16 protein-coding genes are annotated in these 15,582 nt (G+C 64.8%); 11 read left to right on the forward strand and 5 right to left on the reverse strand.

The features are described from left to right. Positions 1 to 87 precede the first annotated feature (87 nt). On the forward strand, positions 88 to 1,635 hold the full coding sequence (locus CVM73_RS13715; protein ID WP_100232506.1) for a winged helix-turn-helix domain-containing tetratricopeptide repeat protein: 1,548 nt from the start codon (positions 88 to 90) through the stop codon (positions 1,633 to 1,635). Positions 1,636 to 1,686: 51 nt separating this feature from the next. Here the strand turns inward: CVM73_RS13715 and irr are convergent, their stop codons facing one another. The 4 genes from irr to CVM73_RS13735 form a co-directional block, all read right to left on the reverse strand. Continuing rightward, a complete protein-coding gene (irr, locus tag CVM73_RS13720) occupies positions 1,687 to 2,172 on the reverse strand; it encodes a Fur family transcriptional regulator Irr (RefSeq protein ID WP_100232507.1) in 486 nt (161 codons plus the stop codon). Positions 2,173 to 2,449: 277 nt separating this feature from the next. Further along, complete coding sequence (locus tag CVM73_RS13725) at positions 2,450 to 3,019, reverse strand: DUF2147 domain-containing protein (protein ID WP_100232508.1); 570 nt, start codon at positions 3,017 to 3,019, stop codon at positions 2,450 to 2,452. Positions 3,020 to 3,051: 32 nt separating this feature from the next. Beyond that, complete coding sequence (locus CVM73_RS13730) at positions 3,052 to 3,714, reverse strand: DUF3313 domain-containing protein (protein WP_100232509.1); 663 nt, start codon at positions 3,712 to 3,714, stop codon at positions 3,052 to 3,054. 250 nt (positions 3,715 to 3,964) lie between these two features. Then, positions 3,965 to 4,612 (reverse strand): TetR/AcrR family transcriptional regulator, encoded by a 648-nt coding sequence (locus CVM73_RS13735; protein WP_100232510.1) that lies wholly within the window; start codon positions 4,610 to 4,612, stop codon positions 3,965 to 3,967. Between the two features lie 216 nt (positions 4,613 to 4,828). On the opposite strand from CVM73_RS13735, the gene CVM73_RS13740 reads away from it, so the two are divergent. The 7 genes from CVM73_RS13740 to CVM73_RS13770 all read left to right on the forward strand — a co-directional run bounded on the left by CVM73_RS13740 (position 4,829) and on the right by CVM73_RS13770 (position 11,369). Further along, entirely contained in the window at positions 4,829 to 6,379 is a 1,551-nt protein-coding gene (locus tag CVM73_RS13740) for an ABC transporter substrate-binding protein (RefSeq protein WP_100232511.1), read from the forward strand. Positions 6,380 to 6,863: 484 nt separating this feature from the next. Beyond that, the gene (locus CVM73_RS13750) at positions 6,864 to 7,835 is read left to right on the forward strand and encodes an ABC transporter permease (protein ID WP_100232512.1); all 972 of its coding nucleotides are present in this window, start codon (positions 6,864 to 6,866) and stop codon (positions 7,833 to 7,835) included. Then, entirely contained in the window at positions 7,832 to 8,671 is an 840-nt protein-coding gene (locus tag CVM73_RS13755; protein ID WP_146006596.1) for an ABC transporter permease, read from the forward strand. Before CVM73_RS13750 ends, CVM73_RS13755 begins: the two co-directional genes overlap by 4 nt. 2 nt (positions 8,672 to 8,673) lie before the next feature. Then, positions 8,674 to 10,293 (forward strand): ABC transporter ATP-binding protein, encoded by a 1,620-nt coding sequence (locus CVM73_RS13760; protein WP_167406822.1) that lies wholly within the window; start codon positions 8,674 to 8,676, stop codon positions 10,291 to 10,293. Positions 10,294 to 10,646: 353 nt separating this feature from the next. Continuing rightward, on the forward strand, positions 10,647 to 10,823 hold the full coding sequence (locus CVM73_RS40310; protein ID WP_167406823.1) for a hypothetical protein: 177 nt from the start codon (positions 10,647 to 10,649) through the stop codon (positions 10,821 to 10,823). Beyond that, positions 10,820 to 11,029, forward strand: coding sequence for a hypothetical protein (locus CVM73_RS13765; RefSeq protein WP_080133401.1), 210 nt, complete (start codon positions 10,820 to 10,822; stop codon positions 11,027 to 11,029). The genes CVM73_RS40310 and CVM73_RS13765 overlap by 4 nt, the downstream gene beginning before the upstream one ends. Before the next feature lie 202 nt (positions 11,030 to 11,231). Beyond that, positions 11,232 to 11,369 carry a hypothetical protein gene (locus CVM73_RS13770; protein WP_245452295.1) on the forward strand — a complete coding sequence of 46 codons (138 nt, stop codon included), beginning with the start codon at positions 11,232 to 11,234 and terminating at the stop codon, positions 11,367 to 11,369. 35 nt (positions 11,370 to 11,404) lie between these two features. Here the strand turns inward: CVM73_RS13770 and CVM73_RS13775 are convergent, their stop codons facing one another. Then, a complete protein-coding gene (locus CVM73_RS13775; protein ID WP_100232514.1) occupies positions 11,405 to 11,689 on the reverse strand; it encodes a hypothetical protein in 285 nt (94 codons plus the stop codon). Positions 11,690 to 11,881: 192 nt separating this feature from the next. Between CVM73_RS13775 and CVM73_RS13780 the strand changes: the two genes are divergently transcribed. The 3 genes from CVM73_RS13780 (at position 11,882) to CVM73_RS13790 (ending at position 15,470) form a co-directional block, all read left to right on the forward strand. Continuing rightward, entirely contained in the window at positions 11,882 to 12,202 is a 321-nt protein-coding gene (locus tag CVM73_RS13780; RefSeq protein WP_100232515.1) for a helix-turn-helix domain-containing protein, read from the forward strand. Between the two features lie 225 nt (positions 12,203 to 12,427). Continuing rightward, entirely contained in the window at positions 12,428 to 13,153 is a 726-nt protein-coding gene (locus CVM73_RS13785) for an outer membrane protein (protein WP_100232578.1), read from the forward strand. A 160-nt stretch (positions 13,154 to 13,313) separates the two neighbouring features. Then, entirely contained in the window at positions 13,314 to 15,470 is a 2,157-nt protein-coding gene (locus tag CVM73_RS13790; RefSeq protein WP_100232516.1) for a methyl-accepting chemotaxis protein, read from the forward strand. The last annotated feature ends 112 nt before the right edge of the window (positions 15,471 to 15,582 follow it).

Here is a 15,582-nt window from a genome sequence, read left to right on the forward strand (position 1 = left end):
CCATGCCGGATCGGACGTCCCTCGACTTTCGCGGACGGTTGATTTTCGCCTGAGACGCCTTTGATTTTTGCTTGAGACGACGAAAACGTGCGATTTCGCTTTGAAAACAACGTGCTCGACGGTGACCTTCGGGAGCTCACTTGCGATGGGGCGGCCGTTCCGTTGCAGCCGCAAGTGTTCGATCTCTTGCTTTATCTGGTCACGCAACGGGCGCGTGTGGTCAGCAAGGATGACCTGATCAGCCAGATCTGGAGCGACCGCATCGTCTCGGATTCCGCCCTGAACAGCCGGATCAACGCCGCGCGCAAGGCGCTCGGCGACGACGGCGCGACACAGCGCCTGATCAAGACCATTCCGCGCAAGGGCTTTCGCTTCGTCGGCGAGGTCCGGGAAGAAATGGCGGCATCCCCCGCGCGGGCGGAAGCCAAGCCCACCCCGCCGCGCGCGGCGGACCGCCCGGCGATCGCGGTGCTCGCCTTCGAGAACATGAGCGGCGATCCCGCCCAGGACTATTTCGGCGACGGGATCAGCGAGGACATCCTCACCGCGCTGTCGAAGCAGCGCTGGTTCATGGTGATCGCCCGCAACTCGTCCTTCACCTACAAGGGACGCGCGGTCCACATCAGGCAGATCGCCGATGAGCTCGGCGTCCGCTACGTCGTCGAAGGCAGCGTGCGCAAGGCGGGCACCCGGCTGCGCATCACCGCGCAGCTCAACGATGCCGTGTCGGGCGGCCATCTCTGGGCCGAGCGCTACGACCGCGAGCTCGTCGACGTCTTCGCCGTGCAGGACGAGATCACCAACGCAATCGCCGCGGCGATCGAGCCGCAGATTCATGCGGCGGAGAATTTTCGCACTCACCGCAAGCCGCCTGCAAGCCTGGACGCCTGGGACCTCTTGATGCGCGCGCTGTCGCATTACTGGCGCGTGACCCGGCGGGATCACGACACCGCGCGGGCATTGCTCGAACGCGCGATCGCGATCGATCCGACTTACGGCCAGGCGCTGTCGCTGCTGGCCGTCAACGACATGTTCGGCGTGCATCTCGGCTGGGCCGAGCTGGCGGCGGTTGCTCCGGTCGCGGAAGCCGCCGCGCTCGCCGCGGTGCGCTGCGACCATGAGGATGCCTGGGCGCATGCCGCGCTCGGCAGCGTCTGCTTCTCGACACGCAGGCTTGCGGATGCGCTGTCCGAGTTCGAGCAGGCGCTCGCGCTCAATCCGAACTTCTCGCTGGCGCAGGGCTATTACGCGCTGGCGCTGTCCTATGCCGGACGGTCCCAGGATTCGTTCGAGGCCGCGCAACGGGCGATCCGGCTATCCCCGCGCGATCCGTCGCTGGCGATCTATCACGGCATCGCGGCCTATGCGCGCTTCACCGAGCGGCGCTATGACGAGGCCATCGCGCTCGCGCGCGAGGCGATCCGCCACCGCGGCGACCTCACCGGCGCCTACCGCGTTCTCGCCGTCTCCGCCGGCATGATCGGCGACGGCGCGCTTGCCGAGTTGGCACTCGGCGAGCTCCGACGCACCCAGCCGAACATCTCGCTGCATTGGATCGCGACGCAACTGCCGTGGGCCAATGATGCCGACCGCGAACATTATCTGGAAGGATTCCGACGCGCCGGGTTGCGGTGATACTTCGTACCCTCCCCTGGAGGGGCAGGGCGGGGTAAGAGCGCGGCGGCGCTACGTTCGCTTCCGGCGCAAATGGACGATGACGTCGAGTCGCGCGATCTCGTGGCCGGGGAGCGCCTCGGGGATCTTGGTGAAGGCCAGGCCGTCGGCAACGTCGACCAGCACGTCCTCGCCTTCGAGATAGAAGTGCGGATGCACTGACGTGTCGGTGTCGAAGAACGACTTGAGGCCGTCGGCCGCGATCCGGCGCAGCAGGCCGGCCTCGGTGAACTGGTTCAACGTGTTATAGACCGTCGCAAGCGACAGGTACGCGTTCGCAGCCATCGCCTCTTCATAGAGGCTCTCTGCGGTGACGTGACGATGGCCACCCAGGAACAGCAATCGGCCAAGCGCCAGGCGCTGGCGCGTCGGGCGCAGGCCGGCATTGCCCAGCAATTGCAGGCAATGCTGCATGCCCGCATCCGGCGCCGGCTCGAGAGCGACGACATCAGGTCCGCTATCGTCAACCGCGGGGATATTGGTGGCCTGGATGTCCATCGATCGTCTCGCGGCTCAAGGGAGCGAGACACGCAGAGCCGGCCCCGCTAGTTGCTATTCGATCGCAAAAGCGGCGGCATGGCTTTGATCCGGATCAAATTTGGGGCTCAAATGCATCCATATCCGTCATTGCGAGGAGCCCTTGCGACGAAGCAATCCAGAATCTCACCGCGGAGAGATTCCGGATTGCTTCGCTGCACTCGCAATGACGGAGTTTGGCGCAACAGCGCCTGACGCAATGCCGCGCGCGAGCGCGGCCGCAGGACAATGCTGCTCCCTATCTTCCCTTGACCGGGATCGGCTTCGGGACCGGCACCGCGGCCCATTCCTGGTCAGCGCGCGGGCCGTTGAGATCGCCGGTCAGGCCGACGAGCTGGCCGGGCAGCACGTCGAGGGTCTGTTGCCAGGTCTGGGTCTGGCACAGGATTTTTATGAGGCAGCCTTTCAGCTTCAAACGATCGGCGGATTCGCGCCAAAGCGAGACCGAGTAGAACTTGCCGTCCTCGGCATTGTAGATGTCGCCGGCGAACCGTCCCTCGGGCGTCGCCTGTAGGCCCATGATGAGCTGATGGCCGAGCAGCGTGCGGGCGCGCTTGTCGGCATCAGGATTTTCCTTGTCGCGATAGGGCTGGCCGCGCTTGTCGGCCGGCTCCTTCATCCAGACGATGAAGCCGCAGATGCGGTCACGCGCGGGACCGCAACGCTCGAGCCGGATGCGGGCGCGGCCGTCCTCGACGAGCCATATGCCGCTGGGATCGGTGGGAGCGGCGGCGCCCGCCTGGCCGCCAAGGACCATCATCACAACGGTGATTGCGACGCGCAGCAGGAAGCGAAGCAGGAAGTTCATCGGCGGCACCTTTCGTTGCAGGAATTGCGGCTTCAGTTGAGTTGCGCCATCAGCGCATCGGCGCCCTTGTCGAGGCCGGCGGTGGCAGCCGCGAGCGCGCCGACGCTGGCCTTGATGTCGTAGGCGCCCGGGTATTGCTTGGTGACGAAGGCCGAGAGCAGGCGCGAGGTCGAAGCGTCGAAGATCTCGACACCGTAGATGACCGAGCCGGTCATCATGCCCTCGCCGTCGCGCGCCGCCTGCACGCCGTTGTAGACCGCACCTGCCATGTCGAAACGAGAGAGCGTGCCGAGCACCGGCGTGTTGGTGACGGCGCCGGTCAGCGTCAGCCGGATGCGCAACGTGTTCGGCCCGCGCTCGCGCACCAGGGCGAAGCGGCTGCGCAGCCGATCGGCGAAACAGTTCTGCATGTAGGCGGCGAGCGTCGCCTTGTCCTTGTCGGACATGTCGCCGAATTGATGATCCCGGCCGCGATAGACCACAACGGGATCGACGATCGCTTTATTATACGAGCGCCAATCGACCGGTGTGGAATAGCGGTAGGGCACGCGGCCGGAGGCGTCCGACTTGTCCGGGGCCAGGTAGGCCGAGGACGCCATTTCCGAATAGGGCACGGGCGCCACCGAGGCGCAGCCGGCCATTGCCACGCACAGCATCAGCGTTCCCAGACCGCGCAGGGCGATCGAGCGATCCATTCCAGACTCCTTTTTGCGGCTTCTTGGGAAGGCAATGACGACCGCAGCCGCGCTTTGGGACCAGACACGGCTGCGGCGCTCACCGTTGCCGGCCCAGGGCATCGTCCGGGGGCCTTGTCAGACGCCTTGGGCCGTCTCAGCGTCTATAAAACCGACCAGACGGTTTGTAAAGTCCCGAAAATGCGCCCTGACACATTTGGCCGCAGGCGCGGTTTTGGGCAGCGCTCGGTTGGAATTCGTTAACAATAAATCAGGCGCGCTTGCCCGAAGTTGCGGCCTTGGCCGTCGATGGCGTCGAGGACTTGGCAGCGGGCTTGATAGTGCGCGTCGCCGGCTGTTCAAGGCCGCTCCACTGTGCGTCGTCGAGCAGGCGCGCGAACAGCCGCTGGTGCTCGTCGTTGCTGAGCGGCGACATGCCGAACAACGAGCTCAGCAGCAATCCCATTGCTCCAGCCCAACGCAGCATTGCGAGATCAGGATCCGCGGCCTCTGCCCTGATCGCCGCCATTCTCTTCATCTCGCGCTCACGCGGCAGCGCCATCAGGCGGGGATTCTCGACCATGGCCGCAACAAGGGCCAGCGCGGCAGAATTCGGCGAGGTCGCCGCTTCCCTGATCGTGGCGAGCTGGGTCGCCAGATTGGGGCTTGCCGAGGACGCGCTCACCTTGGCCATGGTGCGGGTCGAGAACTCCTCGAAATGCGCCATCTGCCGCTCGAGCAACGCCTTCAGCACCGCCTCCTTGGTGCGGAACTGATGCATCACCCCGCCCTTGCTGAGGCCGCTCTCGCGCGCGATGGCATCGAGTGTCAACCGGCCGGGCCCGTCGCGCGCGATGATGGCGATGGCCGCTTCGAGCGCGGCATTGCGGGACCGTTCGGAGCGCGTGGCATTGTCCATGGCGGACTTGTCTGCGCGACATGAGAATGAATCAAGTGAAAACAGGACGCGCTGTACATTTTTTGTGCGAACACTGTCGAGACTTTCATCTTGCAGCGCCGAACGAGACTGTGTGAGCCTCGATATCGGATGGGGACTGGGATGGGCCGACCGTAGCTTTGCGCGCGAGGACGTTGCGAAGCGTTTACGGCTGGTCTCGCTTGAGAAAGATACGACATGCCAAAACGAGTGTTGCTTGGTCTCCTCCTGGCTTGCGGCCTCACGGCCTCGACGCTGGCGCAAGAGCCCAAGAGCGGGGGCGTAATCAACGCCGTGATCCAACCCGAACCGCCCGGCCTGATGCTGGCGATGGTGCAGAACGGCCCGGTGCAGATGGTGTCGGGCAACATCTTCGAAGGACTGCTGCGCTACAGCCCCAAGCTCGACCCGCAGCCGGAGCTCGCCGAGAGCTGGAGCGTCAGCGAGGACGCCAAGACCTACACCTTCAAGCTCAGGAAGGGCGTGACCTGGCATGACGGCAAGCCCTTCACTGCCGCCGACGTGCTGTTCTCGATCGAGATGCTGAAGCAGACCCACGCGCGCGCCCGCACCAACCTCGCGCAGGTCGACAAGGTCGCAGCGCCGGACGATTACACCGTGGTGTTCACGCTGAAGCAGCCGTTTGGCCCGTTCCTCGGCATCTTCGAGGTCGGCTCGATGCCGATGGTGCCGAAGCATCTCTATGAGGGCACCGACTGGAAGACCAATCCCTACAACAACGCGCCGGTCGGCACCGGCCCGTTCATGTTCAAGGAGTGGCAGAAGGGCTCGTTCATCCGCCTGGTCAAGAACCCGAACTATTACGAAAAGGGCAAGCCCTATCTCGACGAGATCTACTGGCAGATCATCCCCGACGCCGCCGCGCGCTCGGTGGCGTATGAGACCGGCAAGGTCGACGTGCTGCCCGGCGGCTCGGTCGAGAATTTCGACGTGCCGCGGCTGTCCAAGCTGAAGGACACCTGCGTCACCGGCGCCGGCTGGGAGTTCTTCTCGCCGCTGGCCTGGCTGTGGCTGAACAATCGCCAGGGGCCGCTCGCGGACAAGCGGGTGCGGCAGGCGATCATGTATGCGATCGACCGCGACTTCGCCAAGGACGTGATCTGGAACGGGCTCGGCAAGGTCGCCACCGGCCCGTCGGCTTCGACCATCAAGTACTACACCGACGACGTGAAGAAATACCCTTACGATCCGGCCAAGGCCAAGGCGCTGCTGAAGGAAGCCGGCTACAAGGGCGAGAAGATCCGCCTCTTGCCGCTCGCCTATGGCGAGACCTGGCAGCGCTGGGGTGAAGCCGTGAAGCAGAACCTCCAGGACGTCGGCATGACCATCGAGACCATCGCCACCGACGTTGCCGGCGGCAACCAGAAGATCGGCGACTGGGACTACGACATCGCCTTCACCTATCTCTACCAGTACGGCGATCCCGCGCTCGGGGTCGGCCGCAACTATATCTCCAGCAACATCGCGAAGGGCCAGGTCTTCAACAACGTCGAGGGCTATTCCAACCCGGAGATCGACAAGCTGTTCGCCGACGGCGCCGTTGCGACGCCCGACTCCAAGCGCCAGGAGATCTATGACAAGGCGCAGAAGATCCTGGTCGAGGACGTGCCGGTGGCCTGGATGCTCGAGCTGCAATTCCCGACCATCATGCGCTGCAAGGTCAAGAACCTGATCACCACGGGGATCGGGGTCAATGACGGCTTCAAGGACGCATGGCTCGAGAAGTGAGGGCTGCCCTCTTCACCTCTCCCCGCGTGCGGCAGGGCGATCGCATATGCTTTCGCGGGGACTGTCCGCGGGCTTGCTCCGCCTCTCCCGCTTGCGGGAGAGGCCGACGCGCTCGCAGAGCGCGGCGGGTGAGAGCTCTCGCCGCGCAGGGACAAACTCGGCAGATTCTCAACGGCCCCAACACGGAGGCACCCTCTCCCCAACCCTCCCCCGCAAGCGGGGGAGGGAGCCCAGTGCCGATGCCGCCGCATCGTGCACGCCATATGCGATCGCCCTGCCGCGTACGGGGAGAGGTCGAATGTGCGCATAGCGCACATTCGGGTAAGGGGGAGTCTCCGCGAGTCCAACTGCTGATACCCTCGCGGAGAGTCCCCCTCACCCCAACCCTCCCAGAGCGAGCGAAGCTCGTCTCGGCCCCACAAGCGGGGCGAGGGAGCCCACCGTCTCCGTGGCTCCAGGTCACATCACCAATATGACGCACTAGATGCTCTCCTTCGTCGCTCAGCGTGTCCTGAAGGGCGTGATCGTCCTGCTCGCGATCGTGGTCCTCAATTTCTTCCTGATCCGGCTGGCGCCCGGCGACCCCGCGGTCGTGATGGCGGGCGAGGCTGGGGCCAGCGATCAGATCTTCGTCAAGCAGCTCCGGGAGAAGTTCGGCCTCGACAAGCCGCTGCCTGAGCAGCTCTTCATCTACGTCAAGGGCGTCGTCAGCCTCGACCTCGGCTTCTCCTTCCGCCAACAGGCACCGGTTGCGAAGCTGATCGGCGAGCGGCTGCCGGCGACGCTGCTGTTGACGCTGACCGCCTTTGCGATCTCGCTGATGCTCGGCATCCTCTTCGGCACCTTCGCCGCGCGCTTTGCCGGAACCTTTCTCGACACCGGCATCACAATATTCGCGCTGATCTTCTACGCCATGCCGATCTTCTGGGTGGCGCTGATGGGTATTCTGCTGTTCTCGGTCACCTTCGACTGGCTGCCGAGCTTCGGCTACGAGACGGTCGGCGCCAACCTCACCGGCCTTACCCATGCGCTCGACGTCGCAAAGCACCTGATCATGCCGGCGATGACGCTCGGCCTGTTCTTCATGGCGACCTACACCCGCATGACGCGCGCCTCGATGCTGGAGGTGAAGCGGCTCGACTTCGTCAAGACGGCGCGTGCCAAAGGCCTCTCGGATGCCGTGATCCAGCGCCGCCACGTGCTGCGCAATGCGCTGCTGCCGGTGGTGACGCTCGCCGGCGTGCATTCCGGCACGCTGATCGGCGGCGCGGTCATCACAGAGACCGTGTTCGCCTGGCCCGGCATCGGGCGGCTGATGTACGACGCGCTGCTGCAGCGCGACTACAATCTGCTGCTCGGCGTGTTCGTGATCTGCTCCGCCATGGTCTTGATCTTCAACCTCATCACCGACCTCGTCTATCGCCTGGTCGATCCACGCATCGAATTCGCCTCATGAAACAGTTCTGGAAATCGATGTTGAAGAGCCCGAGCGGCGTCATCGGGCTCGTCATCCTCCTGCTTGCGATCTCGGTCGCGGTGTTTGGGCCGATGCTGTTCCCGAACTCGCCCTGGCGCATGGTGCAGCGGCCGTTCCTGCCGCCCTTCACGCTCGGGGCGGTGCCGCTCGGCACCGATGCGCTCGGCCGCGACGTGTTCGCCGGCATGATCTTCGGCGCACGGGTGTCGCTGCTGGTCGGCCTCGTCTCCACCCTGGTCGCACTGGTCGTCGGCGTGCCGATCGGCGCCATGGCGGGTTATTTCGGCGGCAAGGTCGACGACGCCCTGATGCGCTTCACCGAGTTCTTCCAGACCATTCCGAGCTTCGCGCTGGCGATCGTGCTGGTCGCGATCCTGCAGCCCTCGATCTATTCGATCGTCGCCTCGATCGCGGTGGTGAGCTGGCCTCCGGTCGCCCGCCTCGTGCGCGGCGAGGTGCTGTCGCTGCGCACGCGCGAATATGTCCAGGCCGCCGTGGTCACCGGCCAGAGCAACACTTGGATCATCCTGCGCGAGATCCTGCCGAACGCGCTCTCGCCCGTGATCGTGCTGGCTTCGCTGATGGTGGCGACCTCGATCCTCCTGGAATCCTCGCTGTCGTTCCTCGGCCTCGGCGATCCCAATCTGATTTCCTGGGGCTACATGGTCGGCGCCGGCCGCACCGTGATCCGACAGGCCTGGTGGATCACGGTGTTCCCCGGCGTCGCCATCCTGATCTCGGTGCTCGGCCTCAATTTGATCGGCGAAGGCCTCAACGATGCCCTCAATCCACGCCTGTCGCGGGAGGGCCGCTGACGATGACCGCCCCGCCCGCCGTCTCCATCAAGAACTTGCGGATCGCGCTGCCCAAGGGCGCCGAGCGTCCGTTCGCCGTCGACGGCGTCTCGCTCGATCTGCGGCCCGGCAAGATCGTCTGCGTTGTCGGCGAGTCCGGCAGCGGCAAGTCGATGTGCGCGCATGCACTGATGGGCCTGTTGCCGGACACGGTTTCGGTCGCCTCCGGCGAGATCCAGTTCGAAGGCCGCGACCTGCTCAAGCTCGATGACGACGGCTGGCGCGATCTGCGCGGCCGCAGGCTGGCGATGATCTTCCAGGAGCCGATGACCGCGCTCAATCCGTTGATGCGGATCGGCGACCAGATGGCGGAGATGTTCGAGGCGCACGGCTTGCTCACGCCGAAGGAACGGCGCGCGAAAGCACTCGCATTGGCACGCGAGGTCGGCCTGCCCGACCCCGAGCGGATCGTGCGCGCCTATCCGCATCAGCTCTCCGGCGGCCAGCGCCAGCGCGCCATGATCGCGATGGCGCTCGCGCTCGAGCCCGCGGTGCTGGTCGCCGACGAGCCGACGACCGCGCTCGACGTCACCACGCAGGCGCAGATCCTGAAGCTGATCCGCAACCTCCAGAGAAGCCGCAACATGGCGGTGATGTTCATCACCCATGATTTCGGCGTGGTCGCCGACATCGCCGACCAGGTCGTGGTGCTCAGGCACGGCAAGGTCGTCGAGGAAGGTCCCGCCACGGCTGTCTTCAACGAGCCGCAACACGACTACACCAAGGCATTGCTCGCCGCCGTGCCGTCGATGGATCCGCCGCCGCGAAAGCCCCTCGACGATCAGGCAAGGGCCGTCGAGGTGATCGGGCTCGACAAGACCTATGTCACGTCAGGCGGCTGGTTCCGCGAGGATCGCCGTGTCGACGCGGCGCGCGCGGTCAACTTCAACATCCTCAAGGGCGAGACGCTCGGCCTGGTCGGCGAATCCGGCTCCGGCAAATCGTCGGTGGCACGCCTGGTGATGCGCTTGATCGAGGCCGACCGCGGCACGGTGCGGATCGGCGAGACCGATCTCACCCAGCTGTCTGGTAAGGCGCTGCGCGCCGAGCGTCATCGCATCCAGATGATCTTCCAGGATCCGTTCGCCTCGCTCAATCCGCGGCGCAAGATCGGCCACATCATCGCCGACGGTCCGATCGCAGCCGGTACCGCTCCGAAGGCGGCGTTCGACCGCGCCCGCGATCTCCTCAAGATGGTGGGCTTGGACGCCGGCGCACTCGAGCGCTATCCGCATGAATTCTCCGGCGGCCAGCGCCAGCGCATCGGCATTGCCCGCGCGCTCGCGCTCGAGCCGGAGATCATCGTCGCGGACGAAGCCGTGTCCGCGCTCGACGTCTCGGTGCAGGCGCAGGTGTTGAGACTGCTGGAAGATCTCAAGGCGCGCCTCGGGCTGTCGATGCTGTTCATCACCCACGATCTGCGCGTCGCAGCCCAGATCTGCGACCGCATCGCGGTGATGCAGCGCGGCGCCATCGTCGAGCTGAAGCCCACCGCGCAGCTGTTCGCCGCGCCCGAGCATGCCTATACGCGCGAGTTGCTCGCGGCGGTGCCGGGGCGGAAAGAGCAAGCACCGGCCGCCTGAGAGGCTGGTCGGGCCGATTCGCCGGATTGCGAGATGGTTCCAAAAACTTGCACGCTGCAACAGGCGAAACATATTCGATCCAGCGGCATTTGCTTCGTGAGAATTTCCTTGCTGACGACGCAAGGACAGCTTGCTCGGCTGCTGAAGCTGCGCAACTGACATGAGGGGTTGGACGGTCTTGCAACCCAGCGCGTGAGAAACACCGGGACGTTGAGATTGCGCGGCTCGGTCACGCGCTTTTTATCCGGCCGTGATCGCCGCGCCGCTTCAAAGCCGAAGCCGGCGCCATAGATGACATTTGAATGATTAACGTCATCTCATGATGACTTAACCAGGTGAGATTCGGAGCCAACATGGGCGAAGTCATTCGATTTATCTCAAGATCCGAGCGCGAGCGAACGCGCCTCATTCAGGAGGCACGCGCCATCTACGACAGCATCTTCCCGCCGGCAGATCCGGCCGCCGAGGGGCAGGACAAACCCACGATCGGTCGCACGTTCATCGGCCGCGACGGGGGTAACGTATCGTGATCAAAATCATCGCCGTGCTTTGCAGCCTCGCCTCTCCCTCCAATTGTCACGAGCAGATCGTCACCACATCGGACTTTGCGCAAGTCTCGGTGCAGTCCTGCCTGATGGGCGCGCCGCAACTCGCCGAATGGATGAACCAGCATCCGGCCGAGCGACTGGCGGCATGGCGCTGCGTGATCGGTCAACAGACCGGCCGCGGGATCTAAGCCCGGGCGTCTGGATTCGGCGGAGTAAGCCGTTCTCGTGCCCCGGACGCAGCGCAGCGCTTCTTCAGCGGTGCGCTGCAGAGCCGGGGCCCATCGCAGCGCCGAGTCTTGCAGCCCTGGGTCCCGGCTCGCGCTTCGCGCGTCCGGGACACGCCACTAAGCCTGCTCCTCGCTGAACGCGGCCGTAGCGACGGCGAAAACCGTGTATGTCCTCGCGCACGAGCATAAAGTCGAGGAGAAGCTGGTTGCGGCCACGGTCTCGATCACGACGATGCTGTCGGTCGCGACATTGCTGATTGCGCTCTATCTGCTCTCCGGATCGGCGAGCGGCATGCGTTGATCCGGAGAGCGGCATCCACCTCGCCGAAGCGCTCTCTATCTCGTGGTGTTGCTCCAGGTGGGGACCGCGTTGGTCACGCCGACCGAGGGCCAATTGTACGAGCCGATCGACGGCGCGGTGACGGTGCCGACCGTCTGTCCGGATGACCCGTAGGGCCCCCTTGGCTGCACGGCCGACACGCCGACACCGCCATAGGTCGGCGCCACCACACCGGTGCTGTAATGCCGGCTCGACCGGACCTTCTTTGCTTCAGCCGCGAAAGGCACGGCAAGCAGTCCGGTCGTGATGAGCGCGGCGATCGCGAGTTTGATGGTTTTCATGGCTGATCCTTTCGCCCGGAGCGCGCCCCGACATGCCAACTGTTCACTCATCGGGAAATTTCCATGGGTCTCCGTTCATAACTCCGTGCGCGGGCGAAGGTGCCGGAGCGCGGGCACGCACCCGCCGCCTTCGGATGGACCCGAATCAGCGCTAGTGCATTGCGTTCAGTGACTTCCCTGGACGCAAGCAGCATGACCGGCGCCGAACTGAAGCAGCTTCGCAACGACCTCTCCGATGCTCTCGAGCGCAAGCTCAGCGCGGCCGACATGGCCAAGCTTTGCGGATTGCCGGAGAGAGGCGGCGCCGACACCATCCGGCGCTGGGAGGTCAGCGGCCCGACGCCGGAGGCGACCAAGATACTGCGCGTGCTCGCGATGGCGAGCGAGCGCTATCCGATCCTGGAGAAGTTCGACATCTTCGATCGTCATGACGTGCGCGAGGAAGACCGGCCCGCCAAGCGCGCAGCGTTCCGCGCGCAGATGCGCGATGAGGTGCTGCGACGTCTTGGTTAACAAGAGGCGCGCGCAAGTTACCGGCGATGCGCGAAGTTAAGCCTTCCTTCACCACTTCTTAAGCCGCCATTAAGCACGAAAATCATTTACCCCCCAACAAGTTAGGTTGGCCGTCGCTGTGCCACGCATGTGACAGCATTTTCGTCAAAAGCGAGCTATCTGCAAAACCAACGACGGCGCGCAAGGCGCGCCTGCCGGGGACCTTACGTGTTGGAGTTCAAGACGATGAAGAAGATTCTGTTTGCGACCGTTGCGCTGCTCGTGGTGGGCGCCGCTGCACCGGCGATCGGTGCCGATCTCGGCAACCGCAACTATTACAAGGCGCCCGCGCCGGCCTACGCCGCGCCGATCTACAACTGGACCGGCTTCTACATCGGTGCCCATCTCGGCGGCGCATTCTCCAGCGACAACAATTTCAACGGCCTCTCCACCGGCAACAACGGCAATGGCCGCTTCCTCGGCGGCGTGCAGGTCGGCGCGGACTGGCAGCTCAACCCGAACTTCGTGGTCGGCGTCGAGGGCCAGTATTCCTGGCTCTCCGGCAGCGTCGGCGCAGTGTTCCCGGGCGGCATCGCCTATACCAACGACCAGCGCGGCCTCGGCTCGATCACTGGCCGCGTCGGCTACACCTGGGGTCCCGGCCTGCTTTATGTGAAGGGCGGCTACGCCTATTCGGACAACAACGAGAAGGTGACTGTCGGCGGCGTGCCGACCGGCTTCATCATCGATGGCGATCACCGCAACGGCTACACCGTCGGCGCCGGCCTGGAATACATGTTTGCCCCGAACTGGTCGGCCAAGGCCGAGTATCAGTATTACAATTTCGGCGACGCGCACTTCACCGCGGGCCCGCTGGCCGGCACCGGCAACTTCACCACGGACGACCACACCTTCAAGGCGGGCGTCAACTACCGCTTCAACTGGGCCAGCCCGGCTGTGGCGCGCTACTGATCGGTTATCAAAACCTTATCAAGCAGAAGGGCCGGCCTCGTTGCCGGCCCTTTCTTTTTTCGTCCTGCGGAACATGCGCAAGCAATTGCGCAAATTGCGATTTTTTAACCGGTGCTGCCGATACTGCCGCCACAAACAGAAGAACATTGGGGGAATTTCAATGGCGATCCGTCTGGGCCTTGGCCGCGTCCTTGGCCGTTTCCGTCCTCGTTTCAAAATGCCGAAATGGGGCGTGCGCGGCAGCCTGTTTGCGGCCTTCGCGGTGATCGCGGGCATGGGTCTCGTGATCGCGGCCGGCGCCGGCCTGGCGCTGCAGAATCTCGGCGGACGCATGACCGAACTGAGCGGACGGGACATTCCGCGCCTGTCCGCCAGCCTGCAATTGTCGGCACTGAGTGCGAGCCTTGCGGCGCAGGGACCAGCCCTGCTTGCGGCGCAAAGCGAGGACGCCCTCAATGAACGCACCAAGAAGCTCAGGGAATTGCAGGAGCAGACGCAGCAGAAGCTCAACGAGATCATCGAGCTCGGCGGCGACAAGAGCGTCGTCTCCGGGCTGAGCGACACGATGAAGAGCATCAACGAGGCGGCTCAGAGTCTGGCGAAGGCCGCCCGCGAACGGCTCGACATCGCCGCCCTCCATGAGAAGCAATATGATGCGCTTCGCAACGCGCAGGGCGCGTTCGTCGGCGCAGCGAGCCCGGCGATGCTGGACGCGCAGACCCGGGTCAACGCCATTCTCGGTTCAGCCGACCTGTCCGCCGCGGATGCAACCGACGCCGCGCAGACCGTCGGTCAGCTCGGCAACGTCGTCGCCAGCGGCAATCTCGCCGCCGCCGACATGAGCGCGGCGCTTTCGGCGAGCACCAGCGACAAGCTCGACGACATCCAGAAGGAATTCAAGACGGCACAGGGCCGCCTGCGCTCGAACCTCGATCTGTTGCCTGACAACCAGGGCAACAAGATGTTGCGCGACACGGCGGAAAAGCTGCTCGCGCTCGGCACCGGCAAGACCGGCGTGTTCAATCTGCGCGAGAAGGAGCTCGACTCCATCGACTATGGTCAGACCATCCTTGACGAGACCCGCAAGCTCAACGTCGGCCTCGGTATCAGCGTGCAGCAGCTCGTCGATGGCGTGCAGAAGGAGACCAACGCCTCGACCTTCCAGGCGCGGCAGGAGACTTCGCTCGCCACAACAGTCATGCTGGCGCTGGGCGCGTTGATGCTGGTCGGCTCGGCGCTGTTCGTCTGGCTCTATGTCGGCCGCAACATCCTGCGCCGGATCGGCTCCTTGCATCAGTCGATGCAGCTGTTGGCGAACGGCGATCTCGAAACCGAGATCTACCGCTCGAAGAACCACAATGACGAGATCTCGGTGATGGCGAACACGCTGCAAGTGTTCCGGGAAAGCATGATCGAGACCCGTGCGCTGACGAACGAGCAGGACAAGGACCGTATCGCCAAGGCCGAGCGTGCCGCGCGCATGGAAGCGAAGATCGCCGAATTCGAAAGCACGGTGCGCTCCGCGCTCGACAATCTGGCGCAGTCGGCCAATTCGATGCAATCGACCGCGCAGAGCATGTCGAACACCGCCGACCAGTCCAACGCGCTGGTGAACGCGGTCGCCTCCGCCGCGGAGGAAACGTCGGTCAACGTGCAGACCGTGTCGGCCGGCACCGAGCAGCTGTCCTCCTCGATCCAGGAGATCAGCCGCCAGGTCGTGACCTCCGCCGAGATCGCCAAGAAGGCCGTCGATGAAGCGGGATCGACCGACGCCACCGTGCAGAGCCTCGCCGACAGCGCGAGCCGCATCAGCGTCGTCGTCGACCTGATCCAGACCATCGCCTCGCAGACCAATCTGCTCGCGCTCAACGCCACCATCGAGGCGGCGCGCGCAGGCGAGGCCGGCCGCGGCTTCGCGGTGGTCGCCTCCGAGGTGAAGAGCCTGGCGAGCCAGACCGCCAGGGCGACGGAAGAGATCCGTACCCAGATTGCCGGCATGCAGGAGATCACGACCTCTGCGGTCGGCGCCATCCAGGGCATCGGCCGGATCATCGGCGAGATCGACGACGTCACCACGACGATCGCAGCCGCGGTCGAGGAGCAGGGCGCTGCGACGCGCGAGATCGCCCGCAACATCCAGCATGCCGCCGGCGGCACCAGCGAGGTCTCCAGCAACATCGTCGGCGTCTCCACCGCGTCCGCCGAAGCCGGCGCCGCGGCCACCGAAGTGCTGAGCGCCTCGGACGCGCTGCGGCGCGAGGCCGATATGCTGCGCGGGGAGATCGACGCGTTCCTCAACGACATGCGGGCGGCGTAAGATGCTGAACCAGTAGCCCGGATGGAGCGTAATCCGGGCTGCGGAAAACCGCCCGGTATGCCGGCCATGCGGAGACCCCGGCTCGGCCTTTTTCGGCTGGCGCCCCGCTCGC

The sequence above is a fragment of the Bradyrhizobium forestalis genome, from assembly GCF_002795245.1.
GTDB lineage: Bacteria > Pseudomonadota > Alphaproteobacteria > Rhizobiales > Xanthobacteraceae > Bradyrhizobium > Bradyrhizobium forestalis.